This window comes from Cupriavidus cauae, from assembly GCF_026210475.1.
Taxonomy (GTDB): Bacteria; Pseudomonadota; Gammaproteobacteria; order Burkholderiales; family Burkholderiaceae; genus Cupriavidus; species Cupriavidus cauae.
The window spans coordinates 472,128-490,648 of record NZ_CP080293.1 but is presented as its reverse complement, the minus strand read 5'-3'; the positions used below and the strand labels follow the sequence as shown (position 1 = coordinate 490,648).

Annotated in this window: 10 protein-coding genes and 1 pseudogene; 9 read left to right on the top strand and 2 right to left on the bottom strand. The window is 68.8% G+C overall.

Annotated features, from left to right (window positions below):
- Nucleotides 1-175: 175 nt before the first annotated feature.
- On the bottom strand, nucleotides 176-2,554 hold the full coding sequence (locus tag KZ686_RS02210) for a penicillin-binding protein 1A (RefSeq protein WP_149319729.1): 2,379 nt from the start codon (nucleotides 2,552-2,554) through the stop codon (nucleotides 176-178).
- A gap of 514 nt (nucleotides 2,555-3,068) precedes the next feature.
- Here KZ686_RS02210 and KZ686_RS02205 point away from each other — a divergent pair.
- The 9 genes and pseudogenes from KZ686_RS02205 to KZ686_RS02165 all read left to right on the top strand — a co-directional run bounded on the left by KZ686_RS02205 (nucleotide 3,069) and on the right by KZ686_RS02165 (nucleotide 17,858).
- Complete coding sequence (locus KZ686_RS02205) at nucleotides 3,069-4,031, top strand: PilN domain-containing protein (protein WP_265632937.1); 963 nt, start codon at nucleotides 3,069-3,071, stop codon at nucleotides 4,029-4,031.
- On the top strand, nucleotides 4,018-5,184 hold the full coding sequence (locus KZ686_RS02200; RefSeq protein WP_265632936.1) for a pilus assembly protein PilP: 1,167 nt from the start codon (nucleotides 4,018-4,020) through the stop codon (nucleotides 5,182-5,184). The genes KZ686_RS02205 and KZ686_RS02200 overlap by 14 nt, the downstream gene beginning before the upstream one ends.
- Before the next feature lie 347 nt (nucleotides 5,185-5,531).
- Nucleotides 5,532-6,935 (top strand): annotated as a pseudogene (locus KZ686_RS02195) (type IV pilus secretin PilQ); the annotation flags it as partial.
- Nucleotides 6,936-7,162: 227 nt separating this feature from the next.
- Entirely contained in the window at nucleotides 7,163-7,780 is a 618-nt protein-coding gene (locus tag KZ686_RS02190; RefSeq protein WP_149319768.1) for a shikimate kinase, read from the top strand.
- Nucleotides 7,767-8,873, top strand: coding sequence for a 3-dehydroquinate synthase (gene aroB / locus KZ686_RS02185; protein ID WP_265632935.1), 1,107 nt, complete (start codon nucleotides 7,767-7,769; stop codon nucleotides 8,871-8,873). The genes KZ686_RS02190 and aroB overlap by 14 nt, the downstream gene beginning before the upstream one ends.
- A 60-nt stretch (nucleotides 8,874-8,933) precedes the next feature.
- Complete coding sequence (locus KZ686_RS02180) at nucleotides 8,934-10,070, top strand: deoxyguanosinetriphosphate triphosphohydrolase (RefSeq protein WP_149319724.1); 1,137 nt, start codon at nucleotides 8,934-8,936, stop codon at nucleotides 10,068-10,070.
- A gap of 272 nt (nucleotides 10,071-10,342) precedes the next feature.
- A complete protein-coding gene (locus KZ686_RS02175) occupies nucleotides 10,343-11,059 on the top strand; it encodes a transposase (protein WP_265632934.1) in 717 nt (238 codons plus the stop codon).
- 414 nt (nucleotides 11,060-11,473) lie between these two features.
- Nucleotides 11,474-16,258: a glutamate synthase-related protein gene (locus KZ686_RS02170; protein ID WP_407648523.1), complete on the top strand. Its 4,785-nt coding sequence runs from the start codon at nucleotides 11,474-11,476 to the stop codon at nucleotides 16,256-16,258.
- Nucleotides 16,259-16,394: 136 nt separating this feature from the next.
- Nucleotides 16,395-17,858, top strand: a complete 1,464-nt coding sequence (locus KZ686_RS02165) for a glutamate synthase subunit beta (RefSeq protein WP_149319722.1) — start codon at nucleotides 16,395-16,397, stop codon at nucleotides 17,856-17,858.
- 69 nt (nucleotides 17,859-17,927) lie between these two features.
- Here the strand turns inward: KZ686_RS02165 and KZ686_RS02160 are convergent, their stop codons facing one another.
- Complete coding sequence (locus KZ686_RS02160) at nucleotides 17,928-18,458, bottom strand: GNAT family N-acetyltransferase (RefSeq protein ID WP_265632933.1); 531 nt, start codon at nucleotides 18,456-18,458, stop codon at nucleotides 17,928-17,930.
- Nucleotides 18,459-18,521 lie beyond the last annotated feature (63 nt).

Here is an 18,521-nt window from a genome sequence, read left to right as displayed (position 1 = left end):
GCGGCGCATCGGCACAACCGCACAACCGGACAACCGCATAACCGCATAACCGCATAACCGCATACCTGCCCCCGTGGCAAGCAAAAAGGCCAGCCCATCGGGCTGGCCTTTTCGTTGTGCGATCGCGCTTTTGCGAGGGCGTTGTGCGATCGCGTCTTGCCATCGGTCGGCCGCATCAGCCGCCGCCGAACATCTCCAGGATGCGGCGCTTTTCCTGCTCCAGATCCGCCGGCGATGGTGCGCCCGGATCGGGTGCCTTGCCAGGCCACGGATCGCCGAGGCCCACCGAGGCCACGCCGGCGCCGCCGGCATTCTCTTCCAGCGTCCAGTCGCCGGCCACCATCACCACGCCTTCCGGCGGCTGGCGGTCCGGGCTCTCGGGCACGCCCTTGAGCATCTTCGACATGTAGCTGATCCAGATCGGCAGCGACAGGCCGCCGCCGGTCTCGCGCACGCCCAGGCTCTTGGGCTGGTCGTAGCCCATCCAGGCCACCGCCACCAGCTTCGGCGTATAGCCGGCGAACCAGGCGTCGACCGCGTCGTTGGTGGTACCGGTCTTGCCCGCCAGGTCGTTGCGGCCCAGGCGCTGCTTGGCACTGTAGGCGGTGCCGGTGCGCACCACGTCGCGCAGCATGCTGTCGGCGATGAAGGCCGTGCGCGCGTCGAGCACGCGTACCGCGTCCTCGCCGGCGCGCTGCGGCTTGGTCTCCGACAGTACGTTGCCGCGCGCGTCGACCACCCGCTGGATCAGGTACGGGTTGATGCGATAGCCGCCGTTGGCGAACACCGAATAGGCGCCCGCCATCTGCAGCGGCGTCACGCTGCCCGAGCCCAGCGCCATCGGCAGGTAGGCCGCATGCTTGTCGGCATCGAAGCCGAAGCGCGTGATGAACTCCTGCGCATACTGCGTGCCGATCGCGCGCAGGATCCGCACCGACACCAGGTTCTTCGACTTGGCCAGCGCGCGGCGCATCGTCATCGGGCCTTCGAAGCGGCCGTCGTAGTTCTTCGGCTCCCACACCTGGCCGCCGGTATCGGGGCCGATCGACAGCGGCGCGTCGTTGATCACGGTCGCCGGCGAGAAGCCCTTTTCCAGCGCGGCCGTATAGATGAAGGGCTTGAAGCTCGAACCCGGCTGGCGCCACGCCTGCGTGACGTGGTTGAACTTGTTGCGATTGAAATCGAAGCCGCCGACCATCGCGCGGATCTCGCCGTCCTCGGGGTTCAGCGAGATGAAGGCCGCCGCCACCTCGGGCAGTTGCGCCACCGACCACGCGCCTTTCTCGTTCTGCACCACGCGGATGATCGCGCCGGGACGGATCTTGACCTTGGGCTGGGCGTTGGCTGCCAGCGACGGCGCGATATAGCGCAGCGCCTGGCCCTCGATCACCACTTCCTCGCCGGACAGCAGCACCGCGCGCACCTGCTTGCTCGATGCCGCGGTGACCACCGCCGAGCGCATGTCGTCGCTGGCCGGATGCTCGACCAGCGCGTCGTCGATGGCCTGCTCGCGCTCGGCCGGATCGGACGGCAGGTCGATGAAGGCCTCGGGGCCGCGATAGCCGTGCTTGCGCTCGTAGTTCATGATGCCGGTGCGCACCGCCTCGTAGGCCGCGTCCTGGTCGGCCTTGGTCAGCGTCGTGTACACCGTCAGGCCGCGCGTGTAGGTCTCCTCGCGGTATTGGGCGTACATCAGCTGGCGCACGATCTCGGCCACGTACTCGGCGTGGGTCGAGAACTCGTTGCCCTCGTTGCGGACCTTCAGCTCTTCGTGCACCGCCTCGTCGTACTGCTGCGGCGTGATATAGCCCAGGTCGCGCATGCGCTGCAGGATGTATTCCTGCCGCACCTTGGCGCGCTTGCGGTTGACCACCGGGTTGTAGGCCGACGGCGCCTTCGGCAGGCCGGCCAGCATCGCGGCCTCGGCCACGGTGACGTCCTTGATGGACTTGCCGAAGTAGACGCGCGCGGCGCTGGAGAAGCCGTAGGCGCGCTGGCCCAGATAGATCTGGTTCATGTACAGCTCGAGGATCTGATCCTTGCTCAGATTCGCCTCGATCTTGTACGCCAGCATCATCTCGTAGATCTTGCGGGTGTAGGTCTTCTCGCTGGACAGGAAGAAGTTGCGCGCGACCTGCATCGTGATGGTCGACGCGCCCTGCGACAGCCCGCCGCGCAGATTGGCCAGGCCCGCGCGCAGCACGCCGATGAAATCGACGCCGCCGTGCTCGTAGAAGCGATCATCCTCGATCGCGAGCACGGCTTTCTTCATCACGTCGGGGATCTCGGCGATCGGCACGAAATTGCGCCGCTCCTCGCCGAATTCGCCGATCAGCACGTTGTCGGCGGTGTAGATGCGCAGCGGAATCTTGGGACGGTAGTCGGTCAGCGTGTCGAGCGACGGCAGATTCGGCGCCGCCACCAGAAGCGCGTAGCCGAGCAGCAGGGCCACCGTGACGACACCCGCGGCCATCAGGCCCAGCGCCCAGTAGCTGGCGCGTATCCACAGCGGGCGGCGAGCCGGTTTAGCCGGCTTCTGTTGTGCAGTAGCCATTGGGTAATACCTAGTTGGAGGTGCCCGGATTATATCGCTCGCCTTCGCGGCTCCCGGGCGGGTAGTGCCGTGGCGGGCGCATCCATGCTGTTACAAGATGTAAGGCCAAAAAACGTCGCCGCTCATCGTCGCCGCTGATATCAGTATGGGCGCCTGCGGCCCAAGCGCAATCGCGCCGTGACTTGCGAAAACCGGCTCGATGGGCATGGCCTCGCATTGCCGGTGCCATGTCCGCCTGCCGAGAATCGGTCCATCGTCGCGCCATCCCGGCGTGCGTGCGGCGTGCGGGCAGCATGCGGGCGGCATGTGAGCCGCATGTGAACCGCATGTGTGCCGCATGTGTGCGGGATGTGTGGGACGCGTGGGGCCATGCAGGCAGCACGCATGGGGCATATGGGCAGCACGCGTGCGGCAGGCGCGCGTCGTCGGTCGTGGCGCGGATCGGCGTGATGGGCGAGAACGGGGCAGGCAAACGGGCAGGGCAGGGCGGCGGATTTCGGACAGGCGGTCAGCAGTGGAAGCGCCGGTTAGAGCCGCGATCGCGCCGTCGAGTTCAACGCCGTGCCGGATCGACGAGGGGAGAGGCATCGTGCGGGGGCAGGGAATCTGGCGGAGGGGATGGCATCGCGCGGCGCGTCTGGCACGGCGTCTGGCGCCGCCATCGGTGCGCGATCTGGCGTCGCGATGGGTCCGGGATCGGGCGCCGGATTTGAAGGATCGGGCGCCGCGGCTTGCGCCCCTTTTTGCCCGGCTGGCCGGCTCGCTGCTGCCAGGCTGGCGCACCGCAGCCGGCGTGGCCGGGGCGGCCGTGCTGGTCGGCGGCTATGTGCTCGATCGCCGCATCGCGGCCGTCGAGGGAGACAACCGCGCCCTGGCCGAGCGGGCGCGGCAATGGGAGGCGCCGGCGCGCCAGGCCGCCCGGCTGCGGCAGGAAATCGCGGCGGTCAGCCGGCGCGGCGGCGCGCTCGATGCGCTGCTGCACCACCGTGGCCGGCCCGCACGACTGCTCGATGCGCTGGCCCGCCAGGTACCGCGCGGCGTCCATCTGCGCAGCGTCAGCCAGCAGGACGACACGGTGACGATCGAAGGGATGGCGCGCCATCACGAGCGGGTGGCGGCATTGGTGCGCCAGCTCGCGCCGTTGCCGTGGCTGGCGCGCGCCGAACTGATCGAGTCGCGCTCGGCATCCGTCGGGGCGGGCACGGGCGGCGATCCGACAGCGGCATTTGCGTTCTCGGTGCGGCTGGTCTATCGCCCTGTCGACACGGCCGGCGCGGCAAGCGCGGCAAGCGCGGCAAGCGCGGCAAGCACGGCAAGTACGGCAAGCGCGGCAAGCACGGCAAGCACGGCAAGCACGGCAAGCACGGCAAGCACGGCCGCCAGAGCAGACAGGGCCGGCAGGGCGGGCGCGGTTGGAACTGGCGCCTCCACGGCAACATCGCCACCGACGGACAGGAGCCCACATGGCGCCGGATGACGAAGACGAGAGCCCGGCCGCCTCGGCATCCTGGCTTGGCCAGTGGGTCGAACGCGATGCGGGAGCGCTGCGCGAATTTGCCGCAGGGTCCCCGCTGTGGCCCGTCCTCGCCGCCTGCGCGGTGCTGGCGGCCGGCTGGCAATGGCATTGGCGCGACAAGCTGGACTTGCTCGACAGCCGGCAGGCCGAGCACGCGGCGCTGCGCGAGTCCGCCGGGCGACAGGCGGCCGAGGCGGCGAGCGCCGAGCCGTTGCGGCGGCGCCTGGCCGAACTGACGCAGGCGCTGACGATGCGCGAGCGCCATCTGCCCGACCATGGCGGCATCGACGACCTGCTGGTCACGTTGAGCGCGCTGGCCACCGCCCGCGGGCTGCGGATCGTGCTGTTCCAGCCGCAGGCCGCGGAGGCAGGCGAGGAGTTCGCCCGGATTCCGCTGAGGCTGCGCGTCGACGGCGGCTATCGCGAGATCGCGGCCTGGCTGGCCGATATCGCGGCCTTGCCTCGGCTGGTGACGCTGCAGTCGATGCAGTTGGCGGCCGGCAAGGAGGGCAGGGAAAGCAGGGAGCGCAAGGACGGCGGGGACGGCAGGGACGGGAGGGACGCCGGCGAGTTGACGATGGAGGCGGTCGCGCTGGCCTACCGGGCGCTCGACGTTGGAGAACGCGCCGCGCAGCAGCGGGCGCCGCGTACCTCGCGCGGGAAAGCCGGAAGCCAGCCCCCGCCTTCGATGGCGTGGACGCCCGCGCCGCTGGACGTCGCGCTGCGCCTGCCGTTGCTTGGCGCCCGCCATGCGGGCGACACCGATCCGGCGGCAATCGACCCCTTCGCTTACGCTCGGCTGGCCGCACCGTCATTCGCGCCGCCGGACGATGCGCTCGCGGCGCGTCCGCGCGAGCCGCTCGAGGCGTATGCCCTGGAGCAGATCCGCATGGTCGGCAGCCTGCATAGCGCGGGCCGCGCCTACGGCGTGATACGCGTGGATGGCGCCGATGGCATGGTGGCGGCGTTGCAGGTCGGCCAGCGTCTGGGCCGCCGCGATGGCGTCGTGGTGCGCATCGGCCGGGACGAGATCGTGCTGCGCGAGCGCGTCTGGAACGGAGAGGATCGATGGATCGAGACGACGGCTCGCCTTGCGCTGGATGCGCCGGCATGACGGGGCGCATGCCGCGGCGGCGCGCGTCGTGGACGCTGGCGTTCGCGCTCGCCCTCGCTATCCCGCTCGCCGCTCCGCTGCGCGCGCTCGGCGCGCCCGCGCCTGCCACGCCTGAGCCCGACCCCACCCCCACGTCCGCGCCGACGCTCGCGCCCGTACCCGCGCCCACCACGTCCACCACAACCGCCACAACCGCCACAACCGCCACAACCGCCACGACCGCCACGACCGCCACGACCGCCACGACCGCCACGACCGCCACGACCGCCACGGCCGCCACGGCCGTCAGACCCACAACGGCCACAACGCCCGCGTCGCGGCCCGCCGCCGCGGCTTCACCCATGCGCGACCGCCTGTCCCTCAATTTCCAGCGCGTCGATATCCGCGCCCTGCTGCAGGTATTCGCCGATTTCACCGACCTGAACGTGGTGGCCAGCGACAGCGTGCAGGGCAATCTGACGCTGCGGCTCAAGGACGTGCCGTGGGAGCAGGCGCTGCGGATCGTGCTCGATGCCAAGGGGTTGGCGTCGCGGCGCGACGGCAATGTGCTGTGGGTCGCGCCGCGCGCGGAGCTGGCGGCGCGGGACAGGCAGGAGCTGGAGGCGCGGCAGCAGCTGGCGGATCTCGAGCCGGTCGGCAGCCAGGTGTTCCAGCTCAACTACCAGCGCGCCGACGATGTTCGCCGGCTGCTGCTCGGGAGCGGACCCGGCGCAGCCGTGGCGGGACACGGCCCCTATGGCGGATCGCACGGGCATGGCGCGCCTGCGGGCACATCGATTGGCACATCGGTTGGCGCGTCGATGGGCACGTCGGTCGGCACATCCGCTGGCGCATCGGCGGGGCGCCTGCTGTCCCGCCGCGGCAGCCTGACGGCGGACGCCCGCACCAACCAGCTGTTCGTCTCCGACCTGCCCGAGCGGCTGCAGCAGATCGCCGCCTTTCTGGCGCGTATCGACGTGCCGGTGCGCCAGGTCATCATCGAGGCCCGCATCGTCGAGGCCGACGACAAGTTCAGCCGCAATCTGGGCGTCAAGCTCGGCTTTGCCGCGCAGTACGGGCGCGGCCGCGTCGCCGATACCTGGACCGACGTGCTGCCCGGCGCGGCCGGCGAGCCCGGGCCCTTGCTGAGTCTGCCGGCCGGCGCGCTGCATGGCGCCGACCCGGGCCATCTGGCGGTCAGCCTGTTCAACAGCGCGGCCAGCCGTTTCGTTGCGCTGGAGCTGTCCGCGCTGGAGGCGGACGGCAAGGGCAAGATCGTCTCGAGCCCGCGCGTGGTGACCACCAACAATATCAAGGCGCTGATCGAGCAGGGCACGGAGCTGCCCTATCAGGCGGCCACCTCCAGCGGCGCGACCTCGGTGCAGTTTCGCAAGGCCAACCTGAAGCTGGAGGTAACGCCGCAGATCACGCCCGAGGGCCAGGTGCTGCTGGACGTCGACGTCAGCAAGGACAGCGTCGGCGTGCAGACCACGCAGGGCTTCGCCATCGATACCAGGCACGTGCAGACCCAGGTGCTGCTCGAGAACGGCGGCACCGCGGTGATCGGCGGCATCTATACGCGCGCCGAGCGCGGCGATGCCGCCAGGGTGCCGCTGCTGGGCGATATCCCGGTGCTTGGCCGGCTGTTCGGCAGCCGCTCGGTCTGGCGCGATCGCACCGAGTTGCTGGTCTTCCTGACCCCACGCATCCTGCGCGATGCCGTCGCGCCGGCACGGGGCCATTCGGGCGCCCCGTTCGGCGGGATGCAGTAGACTGAGGCCCGCAAATGCAGCGGCGGCGCCGGCATGCGGCAGGATCGGGCGATTTTCGCCGGGGATTTGCCTTCCGCGCCGGCCCCGCGCCTGCACGGGTCTTGCCCCGCCGGGCCCGACATAAGAAGATGATGCCGTTTCCAACCCGCGAGCCGCCTGCAGAGCGCCGATCGGCTCGCCGCGAATCCGTGACCGCTTCCCGTCCGAACCTTTTTTTCGTCGGCCTGATGGGCGCCGGCAAGACCACTGTCGGCCGCACCGTGGCCCGCCGCCTCGGCTATGCCTTCGTCGATTCCGACCATGAGATCGAGGCGCGCTGCGGCGTGCGCATCCCGGTGATCTTCGATCATGAAGGGGAGAGCGGCTTTCGCGACCGCGAGGCGCAGATGATCGACGAGCTGACGCAGCGCGAGCGCATCGTGCTCGCGACCGGCGGCGGCGCGGTGCTGCGGCCCGAGAACCGCAGCCGGCTGAAGGCGCGCGGCACGGTGGTCTATCTGCGCGCCAGCCCGCACGACCTGTGGCTGCGCACGCGGCACGACCGCAACCGCCCGCTGCTGCAGACGCAGGATCCGAAGGGGCGTCTCGAGGCGCTGTACGCCGAGCGCGACCCGCTCTATCGCGAGGTCGCCGATTTCGTCATCGAGACCGGCAAGCCCTCGGTAGCGCAGCTTGCTAATATGGTGCTGATGCAACTCGAGATGTCCGGCTGGATCGCCGCGGCCGGCGGCAACGATATCCACGGCGACGCCCGGAGCGATGTCCGCGGCGACGGCGCCAGCGATCCCCACCACGATGCCGACATCGAGCCGGCGCAAGATACCAAGACCGATGATCACGCTTGAAGTCGACCTGGGAGAGCGCAGCTATCCCATCCATATCGGCGCCGGCCTGCTCGACCGCGCCGACCTGCTGGCCCCGCATGTCCGTGGCCGCCACGCCGTCATTGTCACCAACGAGACCGTGGGCCCGCTGTACGCTGCGCGGGTCGAGGCCACGCTGACCGGCCTGGGCAAGATCGTGCGCACGGTGACGCTGCCCGACGGCGAGTCCTTCAAGCACTGGCAGACGCTGAACCTGATCTTCGATGCGCTGCTCGGCGCCGGGGCCGACCGCAAGACCACGCTGATCGCGCTGGGCGGCGGCGTGGTCGGCGACATGACCGGGTTTGCCGCGGCCTGCTACATGCGCGGCGTGCCCTTCGTGCAGATGCCCACCACGCTGCTGGCCCAGGTCGATTCGTCGGTGGGCGGCAAGACCGGCATCAACCATCCGCTCGGCAAGAACATGATCGGCGCCTTCCACCAGCCGCAGGCGGTGATCGCCGATATCGGCACGCTGAAGACGCTGCCGCCGCGCGAACTGGCCGCGGGCCTGGCCGAGGTGATCAAGCATGGCGCGATCGCCGACGCGGACTACTTCGCCTGGATCGAGCAGCATATCGGCGCGCTCAACGCCTGCGACGCCGACATGTTGGCGCTGGCGGTGCAGCGCTCCAGCGAGATCAAGGCCGCGGTGGTGGCCGCCGACGAGCGCGAGGGCGGCATCCGCGCCACGCTCAATTTCGGCCATACCTTCGGCCATGCGATCGAGGCCGGCATGGGCTACGGCGAGTGGCTGCACGGCGAGGCGGTGGGCTGCGGCATGGTGATGGCCGCGGACCTGTCGCTGCGGCTGGGCTTCATCGACATCGAGACGCGCTCGCGCATCGAGCGGCTGGTGGCCGCCGCGATGCTGCCGGTGGTGGCGCCCGACCTGGGCGTGGACCGCTATATCGAGCTGATGAAGGTCGACAAGAAGGCGGAGGCCGGCCAGATCAAGTTCATCCTGCTCAGGAAGCTCGGCGAGGCGCTGATCACCAGCGTGCCCGATGCCGACCTGCGCGCCACGCTGCAGCACGCCGTATTGAAACGTCCCGTCGAGGCACCGGTCGCGTAAGCGGTCGGCCATGCCTCGCAACCCTCAGACGATGCCCGCATCGCCCAACCGGATTGCCGCATGACCGACCTCGAAAGCCATCTCGCCCCCTATGCCGCGCACTCGGCGCAGTCGCGCGGGCGTGTCCATGTCGAACCGGCGTCGTCCTCGCGCAGCGAGTTCCAGCGCGACCGCGACCGCGTGATCCACAGCACCGCGTTCCGCCGGCTCGAATACAAGACGCAGGTGTTCGTCAACCACGAGGGCGACCTGTTTCGCACGCGGCTGACGCACAGCCTCGAGGTGGCGCAGATCGCGCGCTCGATCGCCCGCAACCTGCGGCTGAACGAGGACCTGGTCGAGGCCATCTCGCTGGCGCACGACCTCGGCCACACGCCGTTCGGCCACGCCGGCCAGGATGCGCTGAACGCCTGCATGAAGAACCACGGCGGCTTCGAGCACAACCTGCAGAGCCTGCTGGTGGTGGACGAACTGGAGGAGCGCTACGGCGGCTTCAACGGCCTGAACCTGACCTTCGAGACGCGCGAGGGCATCCTCAAACATTGCTCGCGCGTCAACGCCGCCGCGCTGGGCGAGCTGGGGCGGCGCTTTCTCGAAGGCACGCAGCCGTCGCTGGAGGCGCAGCTGGCGAATCTGGCCGACGAGATCGCCTACAACAACCACGACATCGACGACGGGCTGCGCTCGGGACTGCTGACGCTGGAGCAGATGGACGAGGTGCCGATGTGGGGCCGCCATCGCGCGGAGGTCATGGCGGCCTATCCGGGCATCAACGGCCGCCGGATGATCAACGAGACGGTCCGCCGGATGATCAACACGCTGATCGTCGACCTGATCGAGACGACCCAGCGCAATATCGCCGCCGCCCGGCCGGCCGATATCGACGCGGTGCGCGCGGCGGGTCCGCTGGTCGCCTTCAGCCCCGCGGTCAGGGAGGAGGCGCAGGCCCTCAAGCGCTTCCTGTTCCGCCATCTGTACCGCCACTACCTGGTGATGCGGATGTCGGCCAAGGCCCAGCGCATCATCAGCGACCTGTTCGAGGCCTTCATGGGCGACCCGCGCCTGCTGCCGCCCCAGTACCAGGCGTCCCATGGCGGCGACCAGCCGCGGCTGATCGCGCACTACATCGCCGGCATGACGGACCGCTACGCGATCCGCGAGCATCGGCGGATGTTTGCGGTCGGCGAGCAGAACTGACGACCGGCCACCAAGCCCGCGCACCAAGCCCGCGTACCGAGGCCGGGCACCAAGCCCGCGTACCGAGGCCGCGCCCCAAGTCCGCGCCCCAAGCCCGCGCCCCAAGCCCGCGCACCAAGCCCGCGCACCAAGCCCGCGCACCAAGCCCGCGTACCTAGCCCGGGCACCAAGCCCGCGCACCAAGCCCAGCAGCTCGCGCACACCAGGTCCGCGCATCAAAAAACAGGGACAGATCAGTTATCATCGCGCCATCGCTCTGACACGATGGCGCCATGGCACGACTTCCCCGCTTCTCCCCGACCGGCCTGCCGGCACTGGTGTTGCAACGTGGCAACAACCGCCAGCCGGTCTTCCTGGGCCCCGACGACTACCGCTTCTACCTCGACTGCCTGCGCATGGCGGCGCGCGAGCACGATCTGGCGGTGCATGCCTATGGGCTGCGGCCCAACCATATCCACCTGGTCGCGACGCCACGCCGCGACGACGCGCTCAGCCTGACCATGCAGGCGGTGGGCCGCCGCTACGCCCGTTACTTCAATCGCGTGGCCAACCGCACCGGCACGCTGTGGGAAGGGCGCTTCCGCTCGGCGGTGCTGGGGCCGGACGCCTGGATGCTGCCGGCCATGCTCTACGTCGAGGGCAACGCCGTACGGGCGGGCGAGGCCAACACGCCGGACGAGGACCGATGGAGCAGCCACCGCCATCACGTCGGCCTGGAGGCGAGCCCCTTTGTGAGCGATCACTCCGCCTACTGGGCGCTCGGCAACACGCCCTTCGAGCGCCAGTCGCGTTACCAGTCGCTGGCGGCGGAAGGGCTGTCGTCGTCCACGCTGGCCGTGCTGCGCAAGCACGCGCACAGCGGCTGGCCGCTTGGCAGCGAAGGCTTCCTGCGGGGCCTGGAGCGGAATGCCGAACGGCGTGTGCAGCCGCTGCCGAAGGGTCGGCCGAAGCGTGCGCCGGCCGAACCCGATGCTGCGGAAGCGTCATGATTCGTGCCTGTCGACGGCAGCCGATGGCGGCCGCGATAGCGGTCTGCGGCAGCGGTGGGCGGTTCCATGGCATGCGCAATGGCGATCGCCGCATCCGCCCCGAAATGGTGCAATACTAATGTGTCCCCACTTAATGACCATCACCAAAACAGGGCATGGGTTAATATGATCTGACCCCATTTTATTTTTTTGCGGGCCTCGAACGATTCTTTTATATTTGCTCCACCCACATTCATTGTGCGGCGCGTCACGTCCTGTGTACGCCGCTGCGGTCCCCTTCGCTGCCCACCACGTCCGTCCGGACTGCACGCGAACGCCGTTCCGGCCGATGCCACGCGAGGCGCGCTGCCCTCACCGGAATCGAAGCCCGTGGACCAATCGCAAATCCCGCCGGCCGAGCAGGCCCAGTCGCTGATGGCCCAGCAATCGGCCCAGCAAACGGCCCCGCAACTGGCCGAAGCGCCCGCCGGGCGCCCGCAGGCGCAAGGCATGTACGACCCCGCCAACGAGCATGACGCCTGCGGCGTCGGCATGGTCGCCCATATCAAGGGCAAGAAGAGCCACGAGATCGTCCTGCAGGGCCTGAAGATCCTGGAGAACCTGGATCACCGCGGCGCGGTGGGCGCGGACCACCTGATGGGCGACGGCGCGGGCATCCTGATCCAGATTCCCGACCAGTTCTATCGCGAGGAAATGGCAAAGCAGGGCGTGACCCTGCCGCCGGCCGGCGAGTACGGCGTCGGCATGATCTTCCTGCCGAAGGAACACGCCTCGCGCCTGGCCTGCGAACAGGAGCTCGAGCGCACCGTCCGCCTGGAAGGCCAGGTCGTGCTGGGCTGGCGCGACGTGCCGGTCGACGCGACCATGCCGATGTCGCCGACCGTGCGCAAGACCGAGCCGGTGATCCGCCAGATCTTCATCGGCCGCGGCCGCGACATCATGACGACGGACGCGCTGGAGCGGAAGCTGTACGTGATCCGCAAGACCGCGAGCCACGCCATCCAGGCGCTCAAGCTCAAGCACGGCAAGGAATACTTCGTGCCGTCGATGTCGGCGCGCACCGTGGTCTACAAGGGCCTGCTGCTGGCCAACCAGGTCGGCCAGTACTACCGCGACCTGCAGGACCCGCGCGCCGTGTCGGCGCTGGCGCTGGTCCACCAACGCTTCTCGACCAACACCTTCCCGGCCTGGGAGCTGGCGCACCCGTACCGGATGGTCGCCCACAACGGCGAAATCAACACCGTCAAGGGCAACGTCAACTGGATCAACGCGCGTACCGGCGCGATCTCGTCGCCGGTGCTGGGCGACGACCTGCCCAAGCTGTGGCCGCTGATCTATCCGGGCCAGTCCGATACCGCGTCGTTCGACAACTGCCTCGAGCTGCTGACGATGGCCGGCTATCCGCTGGTCCACGCGATGATGATGATGATTCCGGAAGCGTGGGAGCAGCACACGCTGATGGACGACAACCGTCGCGCCTTCTACGAATACCACGCCGCGATGATGGAGCCGTGGGACGGCCCCGCGGCAATCTGCTTCACCGACGGCCGCCAGATCGGCGCGACGCTGGACCGCAACGGCCTGCGTCCGGCGCGCTTCTACGTGACCGAGGACGACGTCGTGGTGCTGGCCTCCGAGGCCGGCGTGCTGCCGTTCCCCGAGTCGCGCGTGGTGCAGAAGTGGCGCCTGCAGCCGGGCAAGATGTTCCTGATCGACATGGAGCAGGGCCGCATCATCGACGACAAGGAACTGAAGGACAACCTGGCCAACGCCAAGCCCTACAAGAGCTGGATCGACGCCGTGCGCATCAAGCTCGACGAGATCGACGCGAAGCCGGAAGACGTCGCCTCCGAGGCCAAGCCCGCCGCCAAGCTGCTGGACCGCCAGCAGGCGTTCGGCTTCACGCAGGAGGACGTCAAGTTCCTGATGGCGCCGATGGCGCTGTCCGGCGAAGAGGCGACCGGCTCGATGGGCAACGACTCGCCGCTGGCGGTGCTGTCGTCGAAGAACAAGACGCTGTACCACTACTTCAAGCAGCTGTTCGCCCAGGTCACCAACCCGCCGATCGATCCGATCCGCGAGAACATGGTGATGTCGCTGGTGTCCTTCATCGGGCCGAAGCCGAACCTGCTGGAGCTGAACAACATCAACCCGCCGATGCGCCTCGAAGTGTCCCAGCCGGTGCTGGACTTCAAGGACATCGCCAAGATCCGCAACATCGAGCACTACACCGGCGGCAAGTTCCGCTCGTACGAGCTCGACATCTGCTATCCCGCCCAGTGGGGCAAGGAAGGCATCGAGGCGCGCCTGGCCTCGCTGTGCGCCGAGGCCGTCGACGCGGTGAAGTCGGGCTACAACATCCTGATCGTGTCGGACCGCCGCGTCGATCCGTCGCACGTCGCGATCCCGGCGCTGCTGGCCACCTCGGCCATCCACCATCACCTGGTGGAGAAGGGCCTGCGCACGTCCACCGGCCTGGTGGTCGAGACCGGCTCGGCGCGCGAGGTCCATCACTTCGCGCTGCTGGCCGGCTACGGCGCCGAGGCGGTGCATCCGTACCTGGCGATGGAAACGCTGGCCGAGATGGCCGGCGGCCTGTCGGGCGACCTGTCGGCCGAGAAGGCGATCAAGAACTTCATCAAGGCGATCGGCAAGGGTCTGCAGAAGGTGATGTCCAAGATGGGCATCTCGACCTACATGTCGTACACCGGCGCGCAGATCTTCGAGGCCATCGGCCTGTCGCGCGAGCTGGTGCAGAAGTACTTCCACGGGACCGCGTCGAACGTCGAGGGCATCGGCATCTTCGAGGTCGCCGAGGAAGCGCTGCGCCTGCACCGCGACGCCTTCGGCGACAGCCCGGTGCTGGAGAACATGCTCGACGCCGGCGGCGAATATGCCTTCCGCATCCGCGGCGAAGAGCATATGTGGACCCCGGACTCGATCGCCAAGCTGCAGCACTCGGTGCGCGCCAACGAGGGCCAGGGCGCCTACCAGACCTACAAGGAATACGCGAACCTGATCAACGACCAGAGCCGCCGCCACATGACGCTGCGCGGCCTGTTCGAGTTCAAGGTCGATCCGGCCAGGGCGATTCCGCTGGAGGAAGTGGAGCCGGCCAAGGAAATCGTCAAGCGCTTCGCCACCGGCGCGATGTCGCTCGGCTCGATCTCGACCGAGGCGCACACCACGCTGGCGATCGCGATGAACCGCATCGGCGGCAAGTCGAACACCGGCGAGGGCGGCGAGGACGAGAAGCGCTACCGCAACGAGCTGCGCGGCATTCCGATCAAGAACGGCGACACGCTCAAGAGCCTGCTCGGCGACGACGTGGTCGAGCGCGACATCGAGCTCAAGGACGGCGATTCGCTGCGCTCGAAGATCAAGCAGGTCGCCTCGGGCCGGTTCGGCGTGACCGCCGAATACCTGGCCTCGGCCGACCAGATCCAGATCAAGATGGCGCAGGGCGCCAAGCCCGGCGAGGGCGGCCAGCTGCCCGGCCACAAGGTGTCGGACTACATCGGCAAGCTGCGTTATTCGGTGCCGGGCGTCGGCCTGATCTCGCCGCCGCCGCACCACGACATCTATTCGATCGAGGATCTGGCGCAGCTGATCCACGACCTGAAGAACGTCAATCCGCAGGCCGACATCTCGGTCAAGCTGGTGTCCGAAGTGGGCGTCGGCACGGTCGCGGCCGGCGTGGCCAAGGCCAAGGCCGACCACGTGGTGATCGCCGGCCATGACGGCGGCACCGGCGCCTCGCCGTGGTCCTCGATCAAGCACGCCGGCACGCCGTGGGAGCTGGGCCTGGCCGAGACGCAGCAGACGCTGATGCTCAACGGCCTGCGCAACCGCATCCGCGTGCAGGCCGACGGCCAGATGAAGACGGGCCGCGACGTCGTGATCGGCGCGCTGCTGGGCGCGGACGAGTTCGGCTTCGCCACCGCGCCGCTGGTCGCCGAGGGCTGCATCATGATGCGCAAGTGCCATCTGAACACCTGCCCGGTCGGTGTCGCCACGCAGGACCCGGTGCTGCGCAAGAAATTCCAGGGCAAGCCCGAGCACGTCGTCAATTTCTTCTTCTTCGTCGCCGAGGAAGCGCGCGAGATCATGGCGCAGCTGGGCATCCGCAGCTTCGACGAGCTGATCGGCCGCGCCGACCTGCTCGACACCCGTGCCGGCATCGAGCACTGGAAGGCGCGCGGCCTGGACTTCTCGCGCATCTTCTACCAGCCGCCGTTCCCGGGCGACCAACCGCGTTTCCACACCGATACGCAGGATCACGGCCTGGCGCCGGAATCGGGCAAGGCGCTGGACCACGTGCTGATCGCCAAGTCGCGTGCGGCGATCGACAAGGGTGAGCGCGTGTCGTTCATCCAGCCGATCAAGAACGTCAACCGTACCGTCGGCGCGATGCTGTCGGGTGTGGTGGCGCGCCAGTACGGCCATGAAGGCCTGCCGGACGACACCATCCACATCCAGCTGCAGGGCACCGCGGGCCAGTCGTTCGGCGCGTTCCTGGCGCACGGCATCACGCTGGACCTGGTGGGCGACGCCAACGACTACGTCGGCAAGGGCCTGTCGGGCGGCCGCGTGATCGTGCGCACGCCGCACGAGTTCCGCGGCGATCCGACCCGCAACATCATCGTCGGCAATACGGTGCTGTACGGCGCGATCGCGGGCGAGGCCTTCTTCAACGGCGTGGCCGGCGAGCGCTTCGCGGTGCGCAACTCGGGCGCCGTCGCGGTGGTCGAGGGCACCGGCGACCATGGCTGCGAGTACATGACCGGCGGTACCGTGGTGGTGCTGGGCGCCACCGGCCGCAACTTCGCGGCCGGCATGTCGGGCGGCGTGGCCTACGTCTACGACGAGGACGGCCTGTTCGACAAGCGCTGCAACACCTCGATGGTCGCCCTCGAAGCGGTGCTGGGCGCCGCCGACCAGGAGAAGGGCCAGAGCGCGGCGAGCTGGCACAAGTTCGGCGGCAAGCGCCAGCTGGACGAGGTGATCCTGCGCGGCCTGATCGAGCAGCACTTCCGCTTCACCGGCTCGGAGCGCGCCAAGGCGCTGCTGTCGGACTGGACCACGGCGCGCCGCAAGTTCGTCAAGGTCTTCCCGACCGAGTACAAGCGGGCGCTGGGCGAGATGTACGCCAAGGAACAGGCCGCGCGCGACAGCGACCGCGAGGCGATCGCCGCCTGAGGGCGGACACCGCAGCCGGGACGGCGAGGCGGCAACGGTGGCGAATCGCTGCCGCCGCGCCGTCCACCACACACAATGACCTCACAACGGGGCGCGCGCATCGCGCTGCGCCCCGAGCACAACCCAAGGAAGCGACATGGGCAAGGCGACTGGCTTTCTCGAATTTCCGCGCCAGAGCGAGAGTTACGAACCGGCACCGAAGCGGGTCCGGCATTACAAGGAATTCGTATTCCGGCTGAGCGACAACGAAGCCAAGGTGCAGGGCGCGCGCTGCATGGACTGCGGCATCCCGTTCTGCAACAACGGCTGCCCCGTCAACAACATCATCCCGGACTTCAACGACCTGGTGTATCGCCAGGACTGGAAGTCGGCGATCGACGTGCTGCACCAGACCAACAACTTCCCCGAGTTCACCGGCCGCATCTGCCCGGCCCCCTGCGAGGCCGCCTGTACGCTGGGCATCAATGAAGATCCGGTCGGCATCAAGTCGATCGAGCGCGCGATCGGCGACAAGGCCTGGGAAGAGGATTGGGTCAAGCCGCAGCCGCCGGCGCACAAGACCGGCAAGACCGTGGCCGTGGTCGGCTCGGGCCCCGCGGGCCTGGCCGCCGCGCAGCAGCTGGCGCGCGCCGGCCACGACGTCACGGTGTTCGAGAAGAACGACCGCATCGGCGGCCTGCTGCGCTACGGCATCCCCGACTTCAAGCTGGAGAAGGCGCTGATCGACCGCCGCATGGCCCAGATGCAGGCCGAGGGCGTGACCTTCCGCGCCGGCGTGATGGTGACCGACGGCAAGCTGCCGGCCGGCATCAAGAACTACGCGAGCGAAACGATCTCGGCGCAGGAGCTGATGGACCAGTTCGACGCCGTCGTGCTGGCCGGCGGCGCCGAAGTGCCGCGCGATCTGCCGGTGCCGGGGCGCGACCTGCAGGGCGTGCATTTCGCGCTGGAATTCCTGATTCCGCAGAACAAGGAAGTGGCCGGCGATGGCCCCAACGAGATCCGCGCCGACGGCAAGCATGTCGTGGTGATCGGCGGCGGCGATACCGGCTCGGACTGCGTCGGCACCTCCAACCGCCATGGCGCGGTGTCGGTGACCCAGTTCGAACTGCTGCCGCAGCCGCCGGAGGAAGAGAACAAGCCGCTGGTGTGGCCGTACTGGCCGATCAAGCTGCGCACCTCGTCGTCGCACGAGGAAGGCTGCGAGCGCGACTGGTCGGTGGCGACCAAGGAATTCATCGGCGAGAACGGCAAGGTCACCGCACTGAAGGCCTGCCGCGTCGAATGGAAGGACGGCCGCATGCAGGAAGTGCCGGACAGCGAGTTCGTGCTGAAGGCCGACCTGGTGCTGCTGGCGATGGGCTTCACCAATCCGGTGGGCTCGATGCTGGAGGCGTTCGGTGTCGACACCGACGCGCGCAAGAACGCCAAGGCCTCGACCGAAGGCGAGCGCGCCTACTTCACCAATGTGCCGAAGGTGTTCGCCGCGGGCGACGTGCGCCGCGGCCAGTCGCTGGTGGTCTGGGCCATCCGCGAAGGCCGCCAGGCCGCGCGCTCGGTCGATGCCTTCCTGATGGGGCATTCGGAGCTGCCGCGCTGAAGTTGTTCTGTATCGTCCCTCTTCCGCAACGGGAGAGGGACGAATCCCCGGCGGCATCGCCCCGCAGGGCTACGCCCCGAGCTGCCTGCCCATCACCACCGCCCCTTCCCCATAGCGCGACAGCTTCGTCGCCGCTTCCCCGGCCAGCGCCACCGGCGCATACCCCAGCCCCTGCCACCAGCGCGCCGCGCTCTGTACCGCGATCAGCCGGGAGCAGCGCAGGCCGGCCTGCATCGCACCGTGCCTGGCCTTCTCGTACAGCCGTTTCGCCAGCCCTTGCCCCTGTCCGGCGGGCGCCACCGCCATGTCGTGGATGAACCAGGTCAGCGGCGTTTCGTCGGCGGCGGAACCGTCGTGCCGCAGCACGCGGTCGAGCGGGGGCAGCGTCTCGCGCGGCCATGGGTGGGTCAGCAGATAGGCGGCGAGCCGGCGCGGCGCCTCGGCGTGCGCGGCGACCCAGCACAGGGCCGGCGCCAGCGCCAGGCGGCTGGCCAGCGCGTCGGCCGATTCGATCAGTTCGGGGCGGTAGCACTGCGCCTGCACTGCCAGCACATCGGGCAGATCGGCCGCCGCCATCGGCCGCAACAGGAATTCGGACATGGCGCGGATTATAGGGCTCGGCAATCGGCGAGCCGCTTTGCAATGGACGACCGGTCCGCAACG